Consider the following 18,455-nt stretch of genomic DNA (forward strand, 5'->3'; position numbering starts at 1 on the left):
AACGCCGCGGGAACGCCGAAGGACCTCCCGCACCACGGATGGCGGGAGGTCCTTCGTCGGAGTCCGGCGGCGGAGGTCCTGCGCGCAGGTCCTTCCGTCAGGACGGGAAGGGGCCGGAGGTCAGGAGGCCTTGGCCTTCTCCTCGGTCTTCTCCTTGGCCTTCGCCTCGGTCTTCTCCTTCGGCGCGGAGGCGACCGGGGCCGGCTTGGCGGCCTCGTAGAACTCCTCGCGCGGCGTCTCGATCGCGCCGAGCGAGACGACCTCGCGCTTGAGGAACATGCCGAGCGTCCAGTCGGCGAAGACGCGGATCTTGCGGTTCCAGGTCGGCATCGCCATGCCGTGGTAGCCACGGTGCATGTACCAGGCGAGACGGCCCTTGAGCTTGATCTTCATCTTGCCCATGACGATCATCGCGACGCCCTTGTGGAGGCCGAGACCGGCCACCGCTCCCTTGTTGGCGTGGGAGTAGTCCTTCTGCGGGAAGCCCCGCATGCCGGACAGGACGTTGTCGCCGAGGACCCGGGCCTGACGCAGCGCGTGCTGCGCGTTCGGCGGGCACCAGGCGTTCTCGTTGCCCGCCTTGCGGCCGACGAGGTCCGGAACCTGGGCGTTGTCGCCCGCGGCCCAGATGTAGTCGGTGCCCTTGACCTGGAGGGTGGTCTCGCAGTCGACGTGGCCGCGCGGCCCGAGGGGCAGGCCGTAGCGGGAGAGGACCGGGTTGGGCTTGACGCCGGCGGTCCAGACGATGGTGTTGGAGTCGACCTCGAGGCCGTTCTTCAGCACCACGTGGCCGTCGACGCAGGAGTCCATGGAGGTGGACAGGTAGACCTCGACGCCGCGGCCCTCGAGGTGCTCCTTGCCGTACTTGCCGAGCTTGGGACCGACCTCGGGGAGGATCTTGTCGGCGGCGTCGACCAGGATGAACCGCATGTCCTCACGGGACACGTTCTTGTAGTACTTCGCCGCGTCGCGGGCCAGGTCCTCGACCTCGCCGATGGTCTCCGCACCGGCGAAACCGCCGCCCACGAAGACGAAGGTCAGCGCCTTGCGGCGGATCTCCTCGTCGTTGGTGGAGTCGGCCTTGTCGAGCTGCTCGAGGACGTGGTTACGCAGGCCGATGGCCTCCTCGATGCCCTTCATGCCGATGCCCTGCTCGGCGAGGCCGGGGATCGGGAAGGTGCGGGAGACCGCGCCGAGCGCGACGACCAGGTAGTCGAAGGGCAGCTCGTACGCCTCGCCGACCAGCGGCGCGATCGTGGCGACCTTGCGGTCCTGGTCGATGGTGGTGACCCGGCCGGTGAGGACCTCCGCCTTCGGCAGCACGCGTCGCAGCGGGACGACGACGTGGCGCGGGGAGATGTTGCCGGCGGCGGCTTCGGGGAGGAAGGGCTGGTAGGTCATGTACGACCGGGGGTCGACGACCGTGACGGTCGCCTCGCCGTAGCGCATCTTCTTGAGAATGCGCCGAGCTGCGTACAGGCCTACGTACCCACCGCCTACTACGAGGATCCTGGGACGCTCCGTGGTGCTCATGCCATCGAGTATCCACCCGCCTCAGGGGGGTAGCTCGTGCGCCCCTTCACAAGCTCTTCCGGGGGGTGTGTTATCCTCCGCGGCTCCCGTGATCCACGTCATGGTGACAACCGGGTCCCTTTGTGCACTACGGACCGTTGTCAATGCCGCGTGAGCTGCCTCTCTGGCCCGCGGACCCCCCTGTGAGCGTCCCGCCTGACCCTCCTCCGGCAACCTCTCCGAGCACGCCCATATCATGCTTCTGAACATGTTCAAAGGGCCATCGGGCCCCCAGAAGGGTCAACGCGGCCCTTCCAGTCGCCCTGGAGTGCCGAATTCCTTGTGAAGAACTTCACGAACTTTTCCGCGGGCCCGGCCCCGAGGGGCTCACGCGCGCCCCTCGGACCCGCTCAAACGTGATCCTTGCCTGCTCAGAAGCGGCCTGGAGCCTGTCCTAGGCGACGGACCACGCGATGCCGTCGAGGATGTCGTGCTCGCTGACCACGACCTCCTCCGCGCCGATCCGCTCCATGATCGACAGCAGTACCAGGGCCCCCGCCCCGATCACATCCACCCGGCCCGGGTGCATGGAGGGCACGGCCGCGCGCTCGGCGTGCGTGGAGCGCAGCAGCCAGTCGGTGATCTCGCGGACCTTCTCGCGGGAGACACGGGAGTGGTGGATGGCGGCCGAGTCGTACTCGGGCAGCTCCTGGGCGATCGCCGACACGGTCGTCACGGACCCGGCCAGGCCGACCAGGGTGCGAGCCTCGCGCAGCGGGACCGTCTCCTCGGCGAGGTCGAGGGCGGCGTCGATGTCCGCCCGCATCGCCGCGATCTGCTCCTCGGACGGCGGGTCGGTCACGGCCCCGTCCCGGACCAGGTGCCGCTCGGTCATGCGGACACAGCCGATGTCCACCGAGCGTGCCGCACGGACGTGGTCGTCGCCGACGACGAACTCGGTCGAGCCGCCGCCGATGTCCACCACCAGGTAGGGCTTGGCCAGGTGGTCCCGCCCGGCGAGCTCCTTGGTGGCGCCGGTGAAGGAGAACTCGGCCTCCTGGTCCCCGGAGATCACCTCGGGCTCGACGCCCAGGATGTCCAGCACGCCGCGCACGAACTCGTCCCGGTTCTCGGCGTCCCGGGAGGCGGAGGTCGCCACGAACCGCAGCCGCTGCGCGCCGTGCTCCTTGATGATCCCGGCGTACTCGCGGCAGGCCGCGAAGGTGCGCTGGAGCGCCTCGGGGGCGAGCCGGCCGGTGCGGTCGACGCCCTGCCCGAGCCGCACGATCGTCATACGGCGGTCCAGGTCGACCAGTTCGCCGGTGGCAGGGTCGGCATCGGCGACGAGAAGCCGGATGGAGTTCGTACCGCAGTCCACGGCGGCGACACGGGTCACTGGGCGTCCTCCTCGGCGGCCGTCACGCACGGGCCCTTGAGCCACCACTCCGGCAGCATCCCGATGGCCTCGTCCCCGAGCGGGTTCACCCCGGGCCCCGCGGCGAGCGAGTGCGCCACCAGCACGTGCAGGCACTTCACCCGGTCCGGCATGCCGCCCGCGCTCGGGAAGTTCTTCAGCTCCTCGATCTCGTCACGGCGCCTGACGTAGTCCTCGTGCGCCGCTCGGTACGCCGCCGCCAGCTCCGGGTCCGAGGCAAGCCGCTCGGTCATCTCCTTCATCACGCCGTTCGCCTCCAGCGTGCCGATCGCCGAGGCGGCGCGCGGGCACGTCAGGTAGTACAGCGTGGGGAACGGCGTCCCGTCCGGCAGCCGCGGGGCCGTCTCGACGACGTCGGGCTGCCCGCACGGGCACCGGTGCGCGATCGCGCGCAGGCCGCGCGGGGGCCGGCCGAGCTGCTGCTTGAAGGCCTCGACGTCCGCGTCGGTGGGCTCGGTGCGCGGAGTGGTCGGCGGGGGCGTTTCCATGACTGTGTTCAGGCTGTCTTTCTCTGGGTGTTCTCTCGGGTCACTTCACTGGTCGGAGGCGTCGGCCTTGTCGACCCCGTCCCAGACGTTCGAGTACCAGGGGCGGTCGGCCGCCCCCAGGTCGGCGCGCGACTGCCGCGCCGCGTGCGGGTCGACGACGATGAACCCCGTCTCCCCCGGCATGACGTAGTGCAACCGCTTCCGGATCTGCTGCTCGGCGTACGCGTCGTCCTGCCAGCGCGCCTTCAGGTCGCGCAGCCGTTCGACGCGCTGCCGGGCCTGCTGCTGTTCGCGCTGGAGGTCGTCGATCTCGGCGCGCTGCGAGACGTACTCCCGCATCGGGTAGGCCAGGGCCACGATCAGCGAGCACATCACCAGGGCGAGCAGCGCGGCCCGGCCGGTCAGCCGGGAGCGGCGCGCCTGGCGCTTGGTCTGGGAGCGGTAGACCCGGGCCGCGGTCTGCTCGCCGAGCAGCCGGATCCTGGTCGCGGTGGAGAACCGGTCCCGGTCCTTCACGGCCATGTCTGTCCGCCTCCCGCTCCACCGTCATACGCGCGTACGTCCCCGGACACGGTACGGGACCGAGTACGGGGACGTACGTACGACGCTGCTACTTACGGGCCAGGTCAGCCCTTGAAGCGCGGGAAGGCCGAGCGGCCGGCGTACACCGCCGCGTCGTCGAGGATCTCCTCGATGCGCAGGAGCTGGTTGTACTTGGCGACGCGCTCGGAGCGGGCCGGGGCGCCGGTCTTGATCTGGCCGCAGTTGGTGGCGACGGCCAGGTCGGCGATGGTGACGTCCTCGGTCTCGCCGGAGCGGTGGGACATCATGCACTTGAAGCCGCTGCGCTGGGCCAGCTCGACGGCGTCCAGGGTCTCGGTGAGCGAACCGATCTGGTTGACCTTGACCAGGAGCGCGTTGGCCGCGCCCTCCTCGATGCCGCGGGCCAGGCGCTCGGGGTTGGTGACGAACAGGTCGTCGCCGACGAGCTGGACCTTGTCACCGAGCTTGTCGGTGATGGTCTTCCAGCCCTCCCAGTCGTCCTCGAACAGCGGGTCCTCGATGGAGACGAGCGGGTACGCGTCGACGAGCTCCGCGTAGTACTCGGTCATCTCGGCCGCCGAGCGCTCCTTGCCCTCGAAGGTGTAGACGCCGTCCTTGTAGAACTCGGACGCGGCCACGTCGAGGGCCAGGGCGATCTGCTCGCCGGGGGTGTAGCCGGCCTCGTTGATCGCCTCGAGGATGAGGTCGAGGGCCTCGCGGTTGGAGCCGAGGTTCGGGGCGAAGCCGCCCTCGTCGCCGAGGCCGGTGGCCAGGCCCTTCGACTTCAGGACCTTCTTCAGCGTGTGGTAGACCTCGGCGCCCCAGCGCAGGGCCTCGGAGAAGGACTCCGCGCCGATCGGAGCGATCATGAACTCCTGGATGTCCACGTTGGAGTCGGCGTGCGAGCCGCCGTTCAGGATGTTCATCATCGGCACGGGCAGCAGGTGCGCGTTCGGGCCGCCCAGGTAGCGGAACAGCGGAAGGTCGCTGGCCTCGGAGGCGGCGTGGGCGACGGCGAGGGAGACGCCGAGGATGGCGTTGGCGCCGAGGGAGCCCTTGTTGTCGGTGGCGTCCAGGTCGAACATGGCCTGGTCGATCAGGCGCTGCTCGGTGGCGTCGTAGCCGACCAGCTCCGGGCCGATCTGCTCGATGACCGCGAGGACGGCCTTCTCCACACCCTTGCCGAGGTAGCGGTTCGAGTCGCCGTCGCGCAGCTCGATGGCCTCGAAGGCGCCCGTGGAGGCGCCGGACGGGACGGCGGCACGACCGGTGCTGCCGTCGTCGAGGCCGACCTCGACCTCGACCGTGGGGTTGCCTCGGGAGTCCAGGATTTCCCGGGCTACGACGACGTCGATGGACGGCACGAGCATCTCCTTCTTGATGTGACGCGGGTACGCGGGCCGCTCGGGCCCTGCGCGGTGCGGGCCGTGGTGGCTCGCGACATGAGCCTAACCGGCTCCGAGCGATCGGCCACCGGGTCGCCCACCCCATGGACAGAACCGAGAGTAAATTGTTTCCGAACGGAACAAAGCCGGATCGCAAAGACCGGCAGAAAAAACCCCGCCCCGGTGCGTACGGGGGAAGACGCACCGGAGCGGGGAGCCCGTGGGGACGGGGGCGGGCCGCTGCTTACTTCAGGTGCAGCTGCTGGCCCGGGTAGATGAGGTTGGCGTCCTGGACGATGTCCTTGTTCAGCTCGAACAGCTTCTCCCAGCCGCCCTCGACCTTGCGCTCGGTCGCGATGGAGCTGAGGGTGTCGCCCTTGACCACCTTGTACTCGCCGTCGCCCTTCTTGACCTTCTTGCCGGTCGGGGTGGTGACGGTCTTCTGGGTCTTCTGGGTCTGGGCCGGGCGCTCGTCGGAGCGGGAGGCCGGCTGCTGCTCGGTCTGGCGGGTCTCGGTGGAGCCGCTGCTCTGCTCGGCGCCGCCGCTGTAGCCGGCGCTCGACAGGCCCTTGCCGCAGACCGGCCAGGCGCCCTTGCCCTGGCCCGCGAGGACCTTCTCGGCGATCTCGATCTGCTGCTCCTTGGTCGCCTGGTCGGCGGTGGAGGCGTACTTGGTGCCGCCGTAGCCGGACCAGGTGGAGGCGGAGAACTGCAGACCGCCGTAGTAGCCGTTGCCGGTGTTGATGGACCAGTTGCCGCCGGACTCGCACTGGGCGACGGCGTCCCACTCGGAGGCGGTGGCGGCGGAGGCGTTGCCGGCCGCCATCAGCGGGGCGGCGACGGCGGCACCGGTGACACCGGCGATGGCGATGACCCGAGAGGCCTTGGACGGACGGCGGTGCGTGCCCTTGCCGGAAAACAGCATGGAGAGATCCCCTCACCGACGCCTGCGAGGTGAGCTGTCGGGTTCGGGCCGGTTGAGTTGCCCGGCCGCGTCCCTCCCGGGACGCGGCTTCACCCCAAGCCGGACCTGCCGTCGAGTTGCCTCAACCGCCGGGCCCGGCACTTACCTTGGGTCCCCCGCTCCTGCCTACGGCGCTTGACGCGACGACTGTTCCCGTGCGGCCGCTGGCAGGATTCGGCGTTGCGGCAGCCGGAGCTCGTGGTGACGAGCGGTCATGACCGTAGACATGCGAGTCGCGGAATTTCAAAGACGATCAGGGCTTCTGAGATCTATCTCTCACCGGGCTTATACGGGACATTCGGTGCGAACCGCAGCGTGAACTCGCACGGTTTAGGGGTGACTTCCGCCGCCGTTTCCGTACTGCCCCACCAGCTACTCGTCGTCCGCTTCGACCCGTACCGCCAGCTTCTGACCGGGGCGGATGAGGTTCGGGTCGACGCCGACGGCCGCCTCGTTGCCGACGTAGAGCGCGTGCCATCCGCCGCTGAGGTCAAGGGAGTCGGCGATGGACCAGAGGCTGTCGCCGGGACGGACGACGTAGGAGCCGTCCGTCGCCTCGCGCGAGGCTTCGTCGCCGCGCGAGGCGTGCCGGCCCGCGGCCCCGGACGGACGGCCGTCCTCGGCCGCGGTGTCCTCGTCGGCACTGGGGCCGCGATGACGGCCGGAGCCGGTGTCGGTGAGGCCCGAAGAGTCGTCGTTCTGCGGCGATTTGTCAGACTTGTCACTCTCGGGTTCGGCCGAGGGAGAGCTGTCGGACTCCTGGTCCTGTGACTGGTCCTGCGTCGAGGAATCGGCGGAATCAGACGACTTGTCGGACTTGGCGGTTTCGTCCTCCGAGGTCGACGGCGCGTCAGGCGACGGCGACGCGGACGGAGAGGACGAAGGAGACGACTCGGAGGAGTCGAGCAGCCCGGGCGAGTCCGTTGCGGCGGACGAGCCGGACGTGTCCGAGTCCTTGTCCTGCTGGAGACCCGAGAGCAGCCCGCAGGTGCGCCACGCGCCGACCCCCTGGTCGGCGAGGATTCTCTCGGCCACGGCTATCTGCTGGGAACGGCTGGCCAGGTCGGCACTCGGGGCGTAGTCGAGGCCGCCGTGGTTCTCCCAGTCCTCCTGGGACAACTGGAGGCCGCCGAAGTATCCGTTGCCGGTGTTCTGGCTCCAGGCGCCGCCGGTCTCGCAGTCCGCGACCCGGTCCCAGGTCGTGCCGTCGGCCGCGCTGGCGCCGGAGGCTCCGAGGAGCGGGATCGCGATGGCGGAGCCGGTCACTCCTGCCGCGACGAGGAGAGCCGGAGCCTGGCGGGGGCGACGGTGCCGACCGTTCCCGGAGAGCATACGGAGACCTTTCGCGAGACAGCAGTGACCGGCGCGGCGCAGGGTCCCCCGGGCCGCGCTGATGATGGGTGAACGTATCGGCAGACGATCACTTGTCACAAGTTCATGCCGCGCAGATCACGTGAAGATCACATTCCTGACGGCGTGTCACCTTGGGGTCGGCGTGAACTCCACCGGCAGGGTGCGCAGCCCGCGCATGATGAGGCCGCCGCGCCATCTCAGCTCGGCCGGGTCCGCGGCGAGCCGCAGGTCCGGGAGGCGGGTGAGGAGCGCGGCGAGGGCGGCCTGGCCCTCCAGGCGGGCGAGCGGGGCGCCGAGACAGTAGTGGATGCCGTGGCCGTAACCGAGGTGCTGGTTGTCGCGGCGGGCGAGGTCGAGCACGTCCGGATCGTCGAACCGCTCCGGGTCCCGGTCCGCGGCGGCCAGGACGACGAGGACCGGGTCTCCGGGCGCGATCCGCTGCCCGCCGATGGTGAGCGGCTGCGTGGCGAACCGCCAGGTGGCGAGTTCGACGGGCCCGTCGTAGCGCAGGAGCTCCTCGACGCCGGTCTCCAGGAGGCCGGTCTCCCCGGCGGCGAGGGACGCCTGGAGTCGCGCGCGCTGCTCGGGGTGGGTGAGCAGGGCGTAGGTGCCGTTGCCGATCAGGTTCACGGTCGTCTCGAAGCCGGCGAACAGCAGGATGAAGGCCATGGCCGCGGCCTCGTTCTCGGTGAGGTGCTCACCGTGGTCGGAGGCGCGGATGAGCCCGGAGATGAGGTCCTCTCCGGGGGCGGGCTCGGTGGGCAGCGCCTCCCGCTTGCGGTGGATGAGGTCGGCGAGGTAGCCGCGCATCTTCTTCACGGACCGCGCCACGCCGCCCCTGGGCCCGCCCTGGTGACGGATCATCATCCCCGCCCAGTCGCGGAAGTCGTCCTGGTCCTCGCGGGGGACGCCGAGCAGGTCGCAGATGGCGTAGATGGGGAGCGGGAACGCGAACTCGTGGATGAGGTCGGCGGACCCCTTCTCCGCGAACCCGTCGATGAGCCCGTCCGTGAGCTCCTGCACCCGCGGCGCGAACTCAGCGACCCGTCGGGGCGTGAACGCCTTGGACACGAGCCGCCGCAGCCGGGTGTGGTCCGGCGGGTCGATGTTGAGCAGATGCGTCATCAGCTCGGCCTTGCGCTCGCCGGGGATGCCGGTCTTGCCCTTGGCGTGCGCGGGTTCGGCGTGATGCGCGGGGTTCTTGGAGAGCCGGTGGTCGGCGAGCGTCTGCTTGGCATCGGCGTACCGCGTGACCAGCCAGGCCTCCACGCCGCTGGGCAGTTCGGTGCGGTGCACGGGGGCGTGCTCGCGGAGCCAGGCGTAGGCGGGATAGGGGTCGGTGGCGAACTCCCACGAAAACAGTTCGGGCACCCCGGGCACTTCACGTCGCATGCCACGACCCTACGCAGCGCCCGGGGCACCGCCGGCCGCCACTGTCAGAGGTCATCGCTGCTCTCACCGCGTCGGGATCGAGGAGGACCAGGTGCTCGAAGGCGTGTTGATCGCGGAGAGCCTGCGGGTGGGGGCCGAGTTGGCCGGTGTCCCGCTGCGCGTCACGAAGATCGCCAGGGTGGAAGTGGAGGGCGCGGCGGCCGGGCAGCCGCAGCGGTGGACGCTCCTGGACTTCACCGGGGAGGAGGCCGACGCGGAACCGCCGGCCGAGCGGCCGGCCGCTTGCCTGGACCCGACCGGGAGCTGGTACGTCAACTACAACACCACCCCCGAGGCGTTCGTGGTCTTCCTCAGCGCGGTCTTCCGCTATCCGCGCGGCCAGGATCCACACGGGCGCGCGGAGGGCCGTCGGCGGGCACAGGGCCACGCCCGTTCCCTCGGGATCCCGGAAGCGCAGCTGGACTGGCGGGACTGACCCGCCGGGCACCGCGTCACGGCCGTCGCTCTCGGCCCTCGGCCTCCCTGATCGCGTCCCGGTACGCGCGGGCCGCCGCTCTCAGGGCCGCCTCCGGGTCGACGCCCTCCGACTCCGCGCGGACCGCCAGGGCCAGCAGCTCGTAGCCGATGCCCTCGACGGGCGGGAGCGGTATGTCCAGGTGCGCCGTGCGGGCCCGGGACGCCAGCTTGGCGGCGAGGGCCAGGCCGGGCTGGCCGAGGGGGATGCCCTCGGTGATCGAGGCGCGCTGCTTCTCGACCGCCTTGGTGCGCAGCCAGTGTGCCTTGACCTCCTCCGGCGTGGTGGCCGTCTCGTCGCCGAAGACGTGCGGGTGGCGGTGGATCAGCTTGTCGACGATGCCGGCGGCGACGTCATCGACGGAGAAGGGACTCTCCAGGTCGTCCTCGGCGATCCGGGCGTGGAAGACGACCTGGAGGAGGACGTCACCGAGCTCCTCGCGCAGTTCGTCACGGTCGCCCTCCTCGATCGCCTCGACGAGTTCGTACGCCTCTTCGATGCCGTATTTGGCCAGGCCCTTGTGGGTCTGCTGGGACGACCACGGGCACTCGGCGCGGATGCGGTCCATGACCTGGACGAGATCGAGCAGGCGGGCGCCCGGCAGGTCGTAGGAGGCGGGGAGCAGCTCCAGCTCGGGCATGGCGACGCGGCCGGTGCCGGCGAGGCGGGCCAGGCCGTCCGTCAGGGCCGGCTCGCCCTCGCCCGTCGCCACGACGACCACCGTGCGGCCGCCGGCGCAGGCGTCGACCAGCTCCTGGGCCGTCGGGGACGCCTCGTCGACGGCTGTCCCCGCCTCGCGCAGATACGGCAGCTGCGGGTGCGCGCCGTCCGCGCACAGCACCTGGTCGGCCGCGTGCAGTGCCTGCCAGGCGGGCCAGGACAGCAGGCCGGGGGCGACGCGGTGGCTGGTGGTGAGCAGGACGATGCGGCCGGGGACGGCGGTGCCGGCCGTGCCGGGGGCGGCCTGCTCGGGTCGCGGGGTGGCTTCGGGGCTGTTGGCGTTCACGATTCGAAGCTATCCCACGCCGCCGACAGCCCCCGAAGTTATCCACAGGCCCCGGTTTCCACAGGCCCCGGTTTCCGCAGGCCCCGGTTTCCAGGCCCCGTGCCCGGGGTGCCTCCGCGTGCTCCGCTGCTACATGCTCTGCTGCGCCTGGGCCGCCGACACGTCCCGCACCCACGGCGTCTTCGCGTCGGCCCGGCTGCTCTTCTGGACGTCCCAGGTGCCGTAGCGCGGGTTGAGGTCGACGTTCAGGTCCTTGGAGGCCTCGGACAGGGCCTTCCAGAACTCGGGACGGTTGGTGTCGGTGCCGAGCTTCTCGGCGAGCTTCTGGGCCTCCAGCTGGAGGCGGAGGTTCTCTTCGAGGCGCTGTGGCGGGACGCCGTACTGCTGGAGCCAGGTCGTCTCCAGCTGCTTGGCGCCGCCGGCCTGCTCCTCCAGCCCGGACCGCATTGCCTGGATCTCCCTGCGGGTGACGGTCACACCGGCGTCCTCGGCGGCGCGGTGCAGCACCCGGTCGAGGATCATGGTCTGCAGGGTGTCGCGGGTGAGCGCGCCGGTCCCGGCGATGGCCTGCTGGTACTGGGCGTCGCTCTGCACGGCCGCCCGCTGGGCCGCGCGTACCTCGCCGACCCGTTCCTCCAGCTGGGAGACGGTGATCCGCTGGCCGCCCACCACGGCCGCCGCGCCGGGATGCGCGTCGTTGCCGCAGGCGGTGAGCAGGGGCGCCGCGGCGGCGATCGCGGCGGTGAGGACGAGCGCGGTGCGACGGCGGCGGTGCAAGGGGACCTCCCGAGGAGATTGTGCGACGGTGCACAAGGTCTTGCGGTGATCGATGGTAGGCAGTGGCCAAGCTCTGGCCAACCCATTCGACCAACGATTCACCAGGACTTCCGGCACCGCCGCGCGGACCGGGCCGGGAGGGGAGCCGCGTCCGGGGGGTGGGCGCGGCTCCCCTCCCGGGGTTTCCGGGTCTCCGGTGCGGTCAGGGTTCCCTGCGCTCCTGCAGCCGGATCGCCGCCGTCAGCAGGCCGGCGGCGAGGGCGGTGACGTAGAGACCCGCGGCGTAGGGACCGCCGGGGAACGGCGTTCCGCCGGGCTGTCCCTGGAAGTCGCTGAGCGCGATGAAGGGCAGCCAGGCACCGATGTCGACGCGGAGCAGCCATTCGCCCGCGGCGCCCAGCGCCGGCTCGGCCACCAGGGACCACACCAGCACGACCGCCACGGTCGCGCCTCCGCTCTTGAGCAGCAGCCCGACCGCGAGACCGATCACCGCGGTGATCGCGAACGCCACGGGGACGGAGAGGAGCTGGCGCCAGTCGAGTCCGGAGTCCGGGGTGAGCCGCGCGGTGGGCTCCGCCAGTGCCGCCACGGCGAGGCCACCGGCCATGAGGACCGCCCCGGCGAGTGCGGCGAGCCCGGCGACGACCGCCGCCTTGCCCGTCAGCAGCCGGTGCCAGGACGGCACGGCCAGGCGGGAGGCCCAGATCGTGCCCGTGCGGAACTCCATGGTGGCCGAACGGGCGGCGAAGACCATGATGAGCAACTGGGCGAAGGCCGGTCCCGTCAGGACGTCGGCGATGCCCGGCTCCTGTCCTGCCGCCGTCTCCCGCACCCCGAAGCCGCTCAGGGCCAGCGACACCGCGGCCGTGATGCCGAGGAACCACCACGTCGAGGTCAGCGACCGCAGCTTGTCGACTTCCGTCCGCAGTACGGCCGTGGTCATGCCCGGCTCCCTTCCATCGGCTGCTGCACGGAGCCCCGGTACTCGACCGAATCGGCCGTGAGCTTCAGATAGGCGTCCTCGACCGTGCGGCGGCGCGGCGCGAGTTCGAACAGGACCAGTCCGGCCCGGGCCGCCGCCCTGCCGATGTCCTCGCTGCTCATCCCGGAGACGAGCAGCGCCCCGGCGCGCTCGGGTGCCTCTACGACGGTCGCGCCGCGCTCCACGACCAGGTCGCGCAGCCGCTCGGGCTCCTCGGCGCGTACCAGCACCTCCTCGGTGGAGCTGAGGGAGGTGAGGTCCGTGACGGAGCCCTGGGTGATCAGTTTCCCGCGCCCGATCATCACCACGTCGTCCGCCAACTGCGCCATCTCGGCGAGCAGATGGCTGGAGACGAAGACGGTGCGTCCTTCGGCCGCCAGTGCGCGCAGCAGTCCACGCATCCAGGCGATGCCCTCGGGATCGAGGCCGTTGGCGGGTTCGTCGAGGACGAGGACGCCCGGGTCGCCCAGCAGTGCGCCCGCCAGCCCGAGGCGCTGCGCCATGCCGAGCGAGAATCCGCCGACCCGCTTTCCCGCCACGTCGGTGAGCCCGACCTGCGCGAGCACCTCGTCCACCCGTTGCACGGGGATCCGGTTGCTGCGGGCCAGCCAGGTCAGATGAGCGCGGGCGGAGCGCTTGGGGTGGGTCCAGCGGGCGTCCATCAACGCGCCGACGACCCTGAGGGGTTCGGGATGCTCGTGGTAGCCGCGCCCCCCGATGAGCGCGGTGCCGGCGTCGGGCCGGGTGAGCCCGAGCAGCATGCGCAGGGTGGTGGACTTGCCGGCCCCGTTCGGGCCGAGGAACCCCGTGACGGTTCCGGGGTTCACGGTGAAGGACAGGCCGTCGACGACGCGCTTCTTCGCATACGTCCTGACCAGCCCCGACACTTCGATCGTCGCCTTGGTCATCTTCCGAACCCGCCTCAGGCCACGATCAGTTGCTGCACCACGCCGAAGCTCGCGAGCAACAGGACGACGACGACCCAGACGACCTTGCCGGGCGCGAGTCCGCGGCGGACGGCCTTGACGCACTCGGTGAGTCCGATCAGCGCCGCCAGCAGCCCGATGCCGCCGATCACGGCCGCGGTGACGTACGCCCAGGTCTGGTCTCCCTGCCAGCGGAGCAGCAGCAGGGCCACTGCGAGCGGGACTACGGGCCAGGCGTCGCCGCGGACGGACTCCGGGGCTTGCTGCCCCCGTGCCGAGAAGGATCCGTTGCTCATGTCTTCCTTGGTTTTCCCTCGAGGGCTTGTCAAAGGGTCGGGTGTCGGGAAGGGGTGTGCGGCCCGCGGAACCGGCTGGTTCCGCGGGCCGCACAGCCGGCCGGGTGACCGGCCGGAACCCTGACCGGTGGTGACGGCCGAGCGGAGCCCCCGCTCCCGCGGCCGACAAGGTCACCGAGAGCCGGACGGGAGTCCGGGCGCTGCGACGGTGGCTTCCCGACAAGCGTCCGAACGGGGAATCGCCCTGCTCGGCCCCTCGGTCAGCACGGTCGTCAGCTGACGAAGTCCTTCACGATGGTGTAGACCTCGTAGACCGTGTAGCCGACCTCGATCGCCTTGCGGACCAGCCACGGCACGTACTTCTCGTACGCCTTCTTGAACGCGTTGTAGCCGCTCTTGGCCGCGGCCTTCAGCTTGTTCCAAGCGGTCGAGCCGAGGCCCTTCAGCTTGCCGATGAGCCAGCTGATGCGGCCCTTGGCGGCGACCTCGCCCGTCTCCGCCGCGGCCGAGGCGGTGGCGGAGCCCGTGGCGGCGTTGGTGGAGGCGGCCGGCGTCGCGACCTTCACCTCGGCGGCCGAGGAGACCGCGCGGTGGGTGTCGACCGTCTGCACCTGGGCGACGGAGCGGGCCGGGGTCGCGGCGTTGGCGGCCGGTGCGCCGACACCGATGAGAGCACCGACGAGCACGGTGCTCGCGATGACGCGGTTCTTGTTCACGGAGTCCTCCATGAGTCAACTGGCAAACCGTTGAAGCCGGTTGGCCAACGGCTCGCACAGGCTCACAAGGCCCCGTCTCCGCGCTCACCCTGTCGCGCCCCCTGACGATCTCGGACATGAGCACATCATGCAGCGTCGGTGTCTCCCGGGTGTCTCCGCGCTGTTCACGGGCCAGGTCAGGGCCTGCGGGCCACTCGACGGCCGGACGCGCCGGGAAATCACTTTCGGTCACCGCTGTCCCACGAGCGGTGCCCATATGGCTTGTTCCGTTCGGCGGCCCGGTGTTAACTGTCTGGCGCGTGATCCGCACAGCTGACCTCTGTCGCATCACGCGCGGCCCGGTACTTACGAGGACACGGGCCGCATACGGGGAAAACCAGGGGGAACCTTTGCCATACGTATCTCCGTCCGGAGTGGCCTCCACGCACCCGGACAAGAGCGGGACCGAACCCACCGTGCTGCTCCGTCTGCTGGGTGACGACGGCATCCACCTCGCAGAGCACGAATCCCACCGACTGCCGCCGCAGACCGCCGAACTGCTCGCCTATCTGGAACTGCGCGGTGGACGCAGAGCCCGAAGACCCGCCCTCGTCGGAGCGCTCTGGCCCGACCTGCCGGAGAGCGTCGGGCGGCGCAGGCTCAGCCGCCTGTTGTGGCGGACGAACCGGAGCCTTCCCTGGGAACTGACGTACACCGAAGGCGAGACGGTGCACCTCACCGACGCGCTGGCCAGCGACTGGAGGCTGGCGGAGGAGGCCCTGGAACGCGTCACCCGGCCCGGCGTACCGCCCCGCGCCCGGGACCTGGAGATGCTGCGGCAGCCGTTGATGTCCGACGTGCGGTCGGCATGGGCGGAGATGCACCAGGCCGGCTGGGACGAGCGCAGGTTCCACGCGCTGCGGGAGGCCGGTCACAGCCTCCTGGCCGGCGGCCTGCCCCACGAGGCGGCGGAGACGGCGACGTTCCTGGTGTCCTGGGAACCGCTCGACGAGCCGAGCCATCTGCTGCTCATGCGGGCGTTCGTGGAGATCGGAGCACCCAGCAGGGCCGCCGAGCTGTTCCGGGACCTGCGGCGACGGCTGCGCAGAGAGCTGGGCGTCGAGCCCGCTCCCGAACTCGCCGTGCTGGCGGGCCGGCCGGCCTACGGGTCGTAAGGGAGCTGTGTCGTAAGGGAGCTTCACGGCAGGGCCCGCCGCGTCACACGGCGTGCCGCGGTCACAAGGCGTACCGCGGTCACAAGGGGTGCCGCATCCACACGTTGGGCTCGACGTACACGGCGTATCCGCGCTCGGGCTCGCAGCGCACCGGCACCAGGGCGCCGGGCACCTCGATGTCGCCCCGGGTGTCGAAGGGCAGCCCCGTCCAGCGGCGCCAGTCCGCCAGCGAGGCGGACACCGTCATGGAGGCCGGTGCCACGCAGTCGATGGTGGCGCCGGCCCGGGCGTGGACCCGCAGCCACGGGTCCTGGGGCAGGCCGTCGGGGCGCACGCGGTGGGCGTACTCCTCGATGGGCGTGTGCGGTTCCAGGTGCTTGGCGTTGGGGCGGACGGGGGCGACGACCTCCTGGAAGCCGTGCGCCCGGGCGTTGTCGCGCATGGCCGAGAGCATCAGCGCGGACAGGCCGCGGCCCTGGGCGTGCGGGGCGATCGAGACCGAGATCGCGCTGACGGTGTCGGGGCGGACCCCGCGACGCAGGTCGGAGAACGCCCACACCAGCACCGTGTCCCAGCCGTTCCCGGGCAGTTGGCCACGGCCCTCGGCATTCAGGGCGAAGGGCACGCTGTAGGCGTTCGCGACGACCTCGCCCTGCTCGTCCTCGGCGAACAGGACGTACTCCGGGAGTTCGGCGGCGATCCGGGGGAAGTGGGCGGCGCCCACGAGGTCCTGGATCGTGAACTCGGGCCAGGTGTCGGCCATCCCGACGACCCGCTCCAGCATGTCCGGGCGGTCGGCGAGGCTCGATATCTTCGGCTGCATGCGATCACGGTAGGCATGAGGGCGCACGGCCGGAACCGGATTACGACGTGGGGGCACGGTCCACCACTCGGGGAGTCCTGGCTCGGCGGGCGGCGATCACCATGACCACCGTGGACAACAGGGCGATGCCGGCGCCGACGTAGAGCGGTGAGGCGTAGCCGAGGCCCGCGGTGATGGCCAGGCCTCCGAGCCAGGCGCCGAGGGCGTTGCCGACGTTGGACGCGGACACGTTGGCGCTGGCGGCCAGTGCCGCTCCGTGCGCGTAGTCGGTGACACGCGTGATCATCCCGGGCACACTGGCGAACCCGGTCACGCCCATCACGAACACGAGGACGACCGAGGCGGTCGCGCTGCCGGCCAGCAGCCCGAACAGGGCCAGGGTGAGGGTGAGTCCGGACAGCGCGAGGACCAGTGCACGGTCACGGTCGCGGTCGGCCGCGCGCCCGCCGACCAGGTTCCCGACGACCAGCCCGACGCCGTACACCATCAGCAGCCAGGCGACGTCCGCCGGGGCGAATCCGCTGACCTCGGTGAAGGTGTAGGCGATGTAGCTGAACGCGCCGAACATCCCGCCGTAGCTGAGTGCGGTGGCCGTCAGCGTCAGCCAGACCTGCCAGGACCGGAACGCCCGCAGCTGCGCCCGCAGGCCGCTGGGGGGCGCTGGGTCCGACTCGTCTGCCTCTGCGGACGGCCGACCCTGTAGGGGATCCGTTCCTGTTGCCGGCCGCGCTCGGCCCGCCCACGCGGGCACCAGCGCGGCGATTCCCGCGAGCGCGAGCACGCCGATCGCGGTGACGGCCCAGAACGCCGCCCTCCAGCCCCAGCGCTCGCCGACCAGCGCGCCGAACGGCACGCCCAGCACATTCGCGACCGTCAGCCCGGCGAACATGATCGCCACGGCCTGGGACTTCTTCTCCGGCGCGACCAGACTGCGCGCGACCAGCGAACCGATGCCGAAGAACGAACCGTGGCACAGCGCCGCGACGATCCGCCCGAGGAGCATCACCGGGTAGTTCGGCGCGATGGCGGAGAGCAGGTTGCCGACGACGAACAACGCCACCAGCCCGAGCAGTACCTGCTTGCGGGGCAGCGGTGCCGTCGCCGCGGTCAGCGCGATCGCTCCCACCGCGACGCTCAGCGCGTACCCCGAGATCAGCCAGCCCGCGGCCGCCTCGGACACCGTGAAACTGGACGCCACCTGCGGCAGCAGCCCCGCTATGAGGAACTCGGTCAGACCGATGCCGAAGCCGCCGAGCGCCAGCGCGACGAGTCCGCTCGGCATCCGTCACTCTCCGTTCGAGTCCCCGTCACCCGTCCGGTGACATCACGGGTCACCCCAGCACATCGAGTCGGAGTTGGAAAGTGCTTTCTGGCGGAGGAGCAGCCGCACCGGCAGCCCGTGCCGCTTCAGCCGCCGCACTGCTCCAGCATCATCCGCTTGTCCGCCGCCGTGACGGGAAGCTCGTACTTCAGCGACACCTGGGCGAAGCGCACCGAATAGGCGCAGCGGATCCTTTTGTTCGGCGGCAGCCAGGACGCCGGACCGGAGTCGCCCTTGGAGCTGTTGGTCCGCCCGTCCACCGGGACGAGGTTGAGCGGGTCGTTGGCGATGGCCTCCCGCTTGTCCTCCGTCCAGCGCGAGGCGCCCATCTGCCAGTCGTAGGACAGCGGCATGACGTGGTCTATCTGGACCTCCGTCGCGCGGGACTTGGTCCACTCGATGACCTTCCCGGTGTACGGGTCGTGCAACGTCAGTGCCATGACGACGCAGTCCGAGCCCGACCGGAAGCGGAGATCTTCCCCGTCGCGTTTGAGGAGGTCGTTGCGCGAGTCGCAGCCGTTGCGGGCGAAGGGGACGTCGGCCGGTGCCGAGTCCATCCAGGCGTAGCCGAACTTGTCCCGTTCGTAGCCCGTCCTGGGCCCGCGTCCCTTCGTCTCCACCTTCCCGATGAGGGCACGGGCCCGCGCCTTGTCCTCCGTGGACGTGATCGCCGCCAGCCCCGGCTTCGTGCCGTCCGGGTTGTCCAGCGGGTTCACGGCTCGTCCGTCACCGGCCGTCGGGACGCCCGAACCCGAGGGTCCGCCGCCGTCCGCGGGCGGGGTCAGGCCTTCACAGCCGGCCAGCACAGCGCACATCATCGCGACAGCCGGTGCCGCCCCGCCCTTCAGACGCCTCACTGTGCGCCCCT

At 70.8% G+C, this 18,455-nt stretch carries 19 protein-coding genes and 1 riboswitch; of the genes, 2 read left to right on the forward strand and 17 right to left on the reverse strand.

Annotated features, from left to right (window positions below; all coding sequences use genetic code 11):
- Positions 1-120: 120 nt before the first annotated feature.
- From ABFX81_RS23600 to ABFX81_RS23635, 8 genes are all read right to left on the reverse strand, one after another.
- Entirely contained in the window at positions 121-1,533 is a 1,413-nt protein-coding gene (locus ABFX81_RS23600) for an NAD(P)/FAD-dependent oxidoreductase (RefSeq protein WP_086840150.1), read from the reverse strand.
- 433 nt (positions 1,534-1,966) lie between these two features.
- Positions 1,967-2,908 carry a Ppx/GppA phosphatase family protein gene (locus ABFX81_RS23605; RefSeq protein WP_086840152.1) on the reverse strand — a complete coding sequence of 314 codons (942 nt, stop codon included), beginning with the start codon at positions 2,906-2,908 and terminating at the stop codon, positions 1,967-1,969.
- The gene (locus ABFX81_RS23610) at positions 2,905-3,435 is read right to left on the reverse strand and encodes a DUF501 domain-containing protein (RefSeq protein WP_086840154.1); all 531 of its coding nucleotides are present in this window, start codon (positions 3,433-3,435) and stop codon (positions 2,905-2,907) included. Before ABFX81_RS23610 ends, ABFX81_RS23605 begins: the two co-directional genes overlap by 4 nt.
- 45 nt (positions 3,436-3,480) lie before the next feature.
- Positions 3,481-3,957: a septum formation initiator family protein gene (locus tag ABFX81_RS23615; RefSeq protein WP_086840156.1), complete on the reverse strand. Its 477-nt coding sequence runs from the start codon at positions 3,955-3,957 to the stop codon at positions 3,481-3,483.
- 104 nt (positions 3,958-4,061) lie between these two features.
- Positions 4,062-5,342, reverse strand: coding sequence for a phosphopyruvate hydratase (gene eno, locus ABFX81_RS23620; RefSeq protein ID WP_086840171.1), 1,281 nt, complete (start codon positions 5,340-5,342; stop codon positions 4,062-4,064).
- Between the two features lie 265 nt (positions 5,343-5,607).
- Entirely contained in the window at positions 5,608-6,288 is a 681-nt protein-coding gene (locus ABFX81_RS23625) for a transglycosylase family protein (RefSeq protein ID WP_086840158.1), read from the reverse strand.
- 4 nt (positions 6,289-6,292) lie between these two features.
- Positions 6,293-6,471: riboswitch (cyclic di-AMP (ydaO/yuaA leader) on the reverse strand.
- Positions 6,472-6,699: 228 nt separating this feature from the next.
- Positions 6,700-7,659 carry a transglycosylase family protein gene (locus ABFX81_RS23630; protein ID WP_086840160.1) on the reverse strand — a complete coding sequence of 320 codons (960 nt, stop codon included), beginning with the start codon at positions 7,657-7,659 and terminating at the stop codon, positions 6,700-6,702.
- A 147-nt stretch (positions 7,660-7,806) separates the two neighbouring features.
- A complete protein-coding gene (locus tag ABFX81_RS23635) occupies positions 7,807-9,072 on the reverse strand; it encodes a cytochrome P450 (protein WP_086840161.1) in 1,266 nt (421 codons plus the stop codon).
- 91 nt (positions 9,073-9,163) lie between these two features.
- Between ABFX81_RS23635 and ABFX81_RS23640 the strand changes: the two genes are divergently transcribed.
- Positions 9,164-9,547, forward strand: a complete 384-nt coding sequence (locus tag ABFX81_RS23640; RefSeq protein ID WP_086840163.1) for a hypothetical protein — start codon at positions 9,164-9,166, stop codon at positions 9,545-9,547.
- Between the two features lie 16 nt (positions 9,548-9,563).
- Here ABFX81_RS23640 and ABFX81_RS23645 read toward each other — a convergent pair whose 3' ends face one another.
- The 6 genes from ABFX81_RS23645 to ABFX81_RS23670 all read right to left on the reverse strand — a co-directional run bounded on the left by ABFX81_RS23645 (position 9,564) and on the right by ABFX81_RS23670 (position 14,289).
- A complete protein-coding gene (locus ABFX81_RS23645) occupies positions 9,564-10,592 on the reverse strand; it encodes a nucleoside triphosphate pyrophosphohydrolase (protein ID WP_086840165.1) in 1,029 nt (342 codons plus the stop codon).
- A gap of 129 nt (positions 10,593-10,721) precedes the next feature.
- Complete coding sequence (locus tag ABFX81_RS23650) at positions 10,722-11,369, reverse strand: SurA N-terminal domain-containing protein (RefSeq protein WP_346138615.1); 648 nt, start codon at positions 11,367-11,369, stop codon at positions 10,722-10,724.
- Positions 11,370-11,571: 202 nt separating this feature from the next.
- Positions 11,572-12,312, reverse strand: coding sequence for a hypothetical protein (locus ABFX81_RS23655; protein WP_086839618.1), 741 nt, complete (start codon positions 12,310-12,312; stop codon positions 11,572-11,574).
- Positions 12,309-13,259 carry an ATP-binding cassette domain-containing protein gene (locus ABFX81_RS23660; protein WP_086839619.1) on the reverse strand — a complete coding sequence of 317 codons (951 nt, stop codon included), beginning with the start codon at positions 13,257-13,259 and terminating at the stop codon, positions 12,309-12,311. Before ABFX81_RS23660 ends, ABFX81_RS23655 begins: the two co-directional genes overlap by 4 nt.
- A 14-nt stretch (positions 13,260-13,273) precedes the next feature.
- Positions 13,274-13,573: a hypothetical protein gene (locus ABFX81_RS23665; protein ID WP_086839621.1), complete on the reverse strand. Its 300-nt coding sequence runs from the start codon at positions 13,571-13,573 to the stop codon at positions 13,274-13,276.
- A 272-nt stretch (positions 13,574-13,845) separates the two neighbouring features.
- Complete coding sequence (locus tag ABFX81_RS23670) at positions 13,846-14,289, reverse strand: hypothetical protein (protein WP_346138617.1); 444 nt, start codon at positions 14,287-14,289, stop codon at positions 13,846-13,848.
- Positions 14,290-14,678: 389 nt separating this feature from the next.
- Between ABFX81_RS23670 and ABFX81_RS23675 the strand changes: the two genes are divergently transcribed.
- Positions 14,679-15,443 carry an AfsR/SARP family transcriptional regulator gene (locus tag ABFX81_RS23675; RefSeq protein WP_346138618.1) on the forward strand — a complete coding sequence of 255 codons (765 nt, stop codon included), beginning with the start codon at positions 14,679-14,681 and terminating at the stop codon, positions 15,441-15,443.
- A 79-nt stretch (positions 15,444-15,522) separates the two neighbouring features.
- Here the strand turns inward: ABFX81_RS23675 and ABFX81_RS23680 are convergent, their stop codons facing one another.
- From ABFX81_RS23680 to ABFX81_RS23690, 3 genes are all read right to left on the reverse strand, one after another.
- The gene (locus ABFX81_RS23680; protein ID WP_086839627.1) at positions 15,523-16,266 is read right to left on the reverse strand and encodes an N-acetyltransferase; all 744 of its coding nucleotides are present in this window, start codon (positions 16,264-16,266) and stop codon (positions 15,523-15,525) included.
- A 40-nt stretch (positions 16,267-16,306) separates the two neighbouring features.
- Positions 16,307-17,548: an MFS transporter gene (locus ABFX81_RS23685; protein ID WP_086839629.1), complete on the reverse strand. Its 1,242-nt coding sequence runs from the start codon at positions 17,546-17,548 to the stop codon at positions 16,307-16,309.
- 125 nt (positions 17,549-17,673) lie between these two features.
- Complete coding sequence (locus ABFX81_RS23690; protein WP_086839631.1) at positions 17,674-18,444, reverse strand: GmrSD restriction endonuclease domain-containing protein; 771 nt, start codon at positions 18,442-18,444, stop codon at positions 17,674-17,676.
- Positions 18,445-18,455: the final 11 nt, after the last annotated feature.

Source organism: Streptomyces coeruleofuscus, assembly GCF_039532725.1.
Taxonomy (GTDB): domain Bacteria; phylum Actinomycetota; class Actinomycetes; order Streptomycetales; family Streptomycetaceae; genus Streptomyces; species Streptomyces coeruleofuscus.

What these genes read in the sequence shown, in the direction of transcription:
- ABFX81_RS23600 (WP_086840150.1), bottom strand. Translation starts at nt 1,533, where the DNA reads ATGAGCACCACGGAGCGTCCCAGGATCCTCGTAGTAGGCGGTGGGTAC.
- ABFX81_RS23610 (WP_086840154.1), bottom strand. Translation starts at nt 3,435, where the DNA reads ATGGAAACGCCCCCGCCGACCACTCCGCGCACCGAGCCCACCGACGCG.
- ABFX81_RS23615 (WP_086840156.1), bottom strand. Translation starts at nt 3,957, where the DNA reads ATGGCCGTGAAGGACCGGGACCGGTTCTCCACCGCGACCAGGATCCGG.
- ABFX81_RS23625 (WP_086840158.1), bottom strand. Translation starts at nt 6,288, where the DNA reads ATGCTGTTTTCCGGCAAGGGCACGCACCGCCGTCCGTCCAAGGCCTCT.
- ABFX81_RS23630 (WP_086840160.1), bottom strand. Translation starts at nt 7,659, where the DNA reads ATGCTCTCCGGGAACGGTCGGCACCGTCGCCCCCGCCAGGCTCCGGCT.
- ABFX81_RS23635 (WP_086840161.1), bottom strand. Translation starts at nt 9,072, where the DNA reads ATGCGACGTGAAGTGCCCGGGGTGCCCGAACTGTTTTCGTGGGAGTTC.
- ABFX81_RS23655 (WP_086839618.1), bottom strand. Translation starts at nt 12,312, where the DNA reads ATGACCACGGCCGTACTGCGGACGGAAGTCGACAAGCTGCGGTCGCTG.
- ABFX81_RS23660 (WP_086839619.1), bottom strand. Translation starts at nt 13,259, where the DNA reads ATGACCAAGGCGACGATCGAAGTGTCGGGGCTGGTCAGGACGTATGCG.
- ABFX81_RS23665 (WP_086839621.1), bottom strand. Translation starts at nt 13,573, where the DNA reads ATGAGCAACGGATCCTTCTCGGCACGGGGGCAGCAAGCCCCGGAGTCC.
- ABFX81_RS23680 (WP_086839627.1), bottom strand. Translation starts at nt 16,266, where the DNA reads ATGCAGCCGAAGATATCGAGCCTCGCCGACCGCCCGGACATGCTGGAG.
- ABFX81_RS23685 (WP_086839629.1), bottom strand. Translation starts at nt 17,548, where the DNA reads ATGCCGAGCGGACTCGTCGCGCTGGCGCTCGGCGGCTTCGGCATCGGT.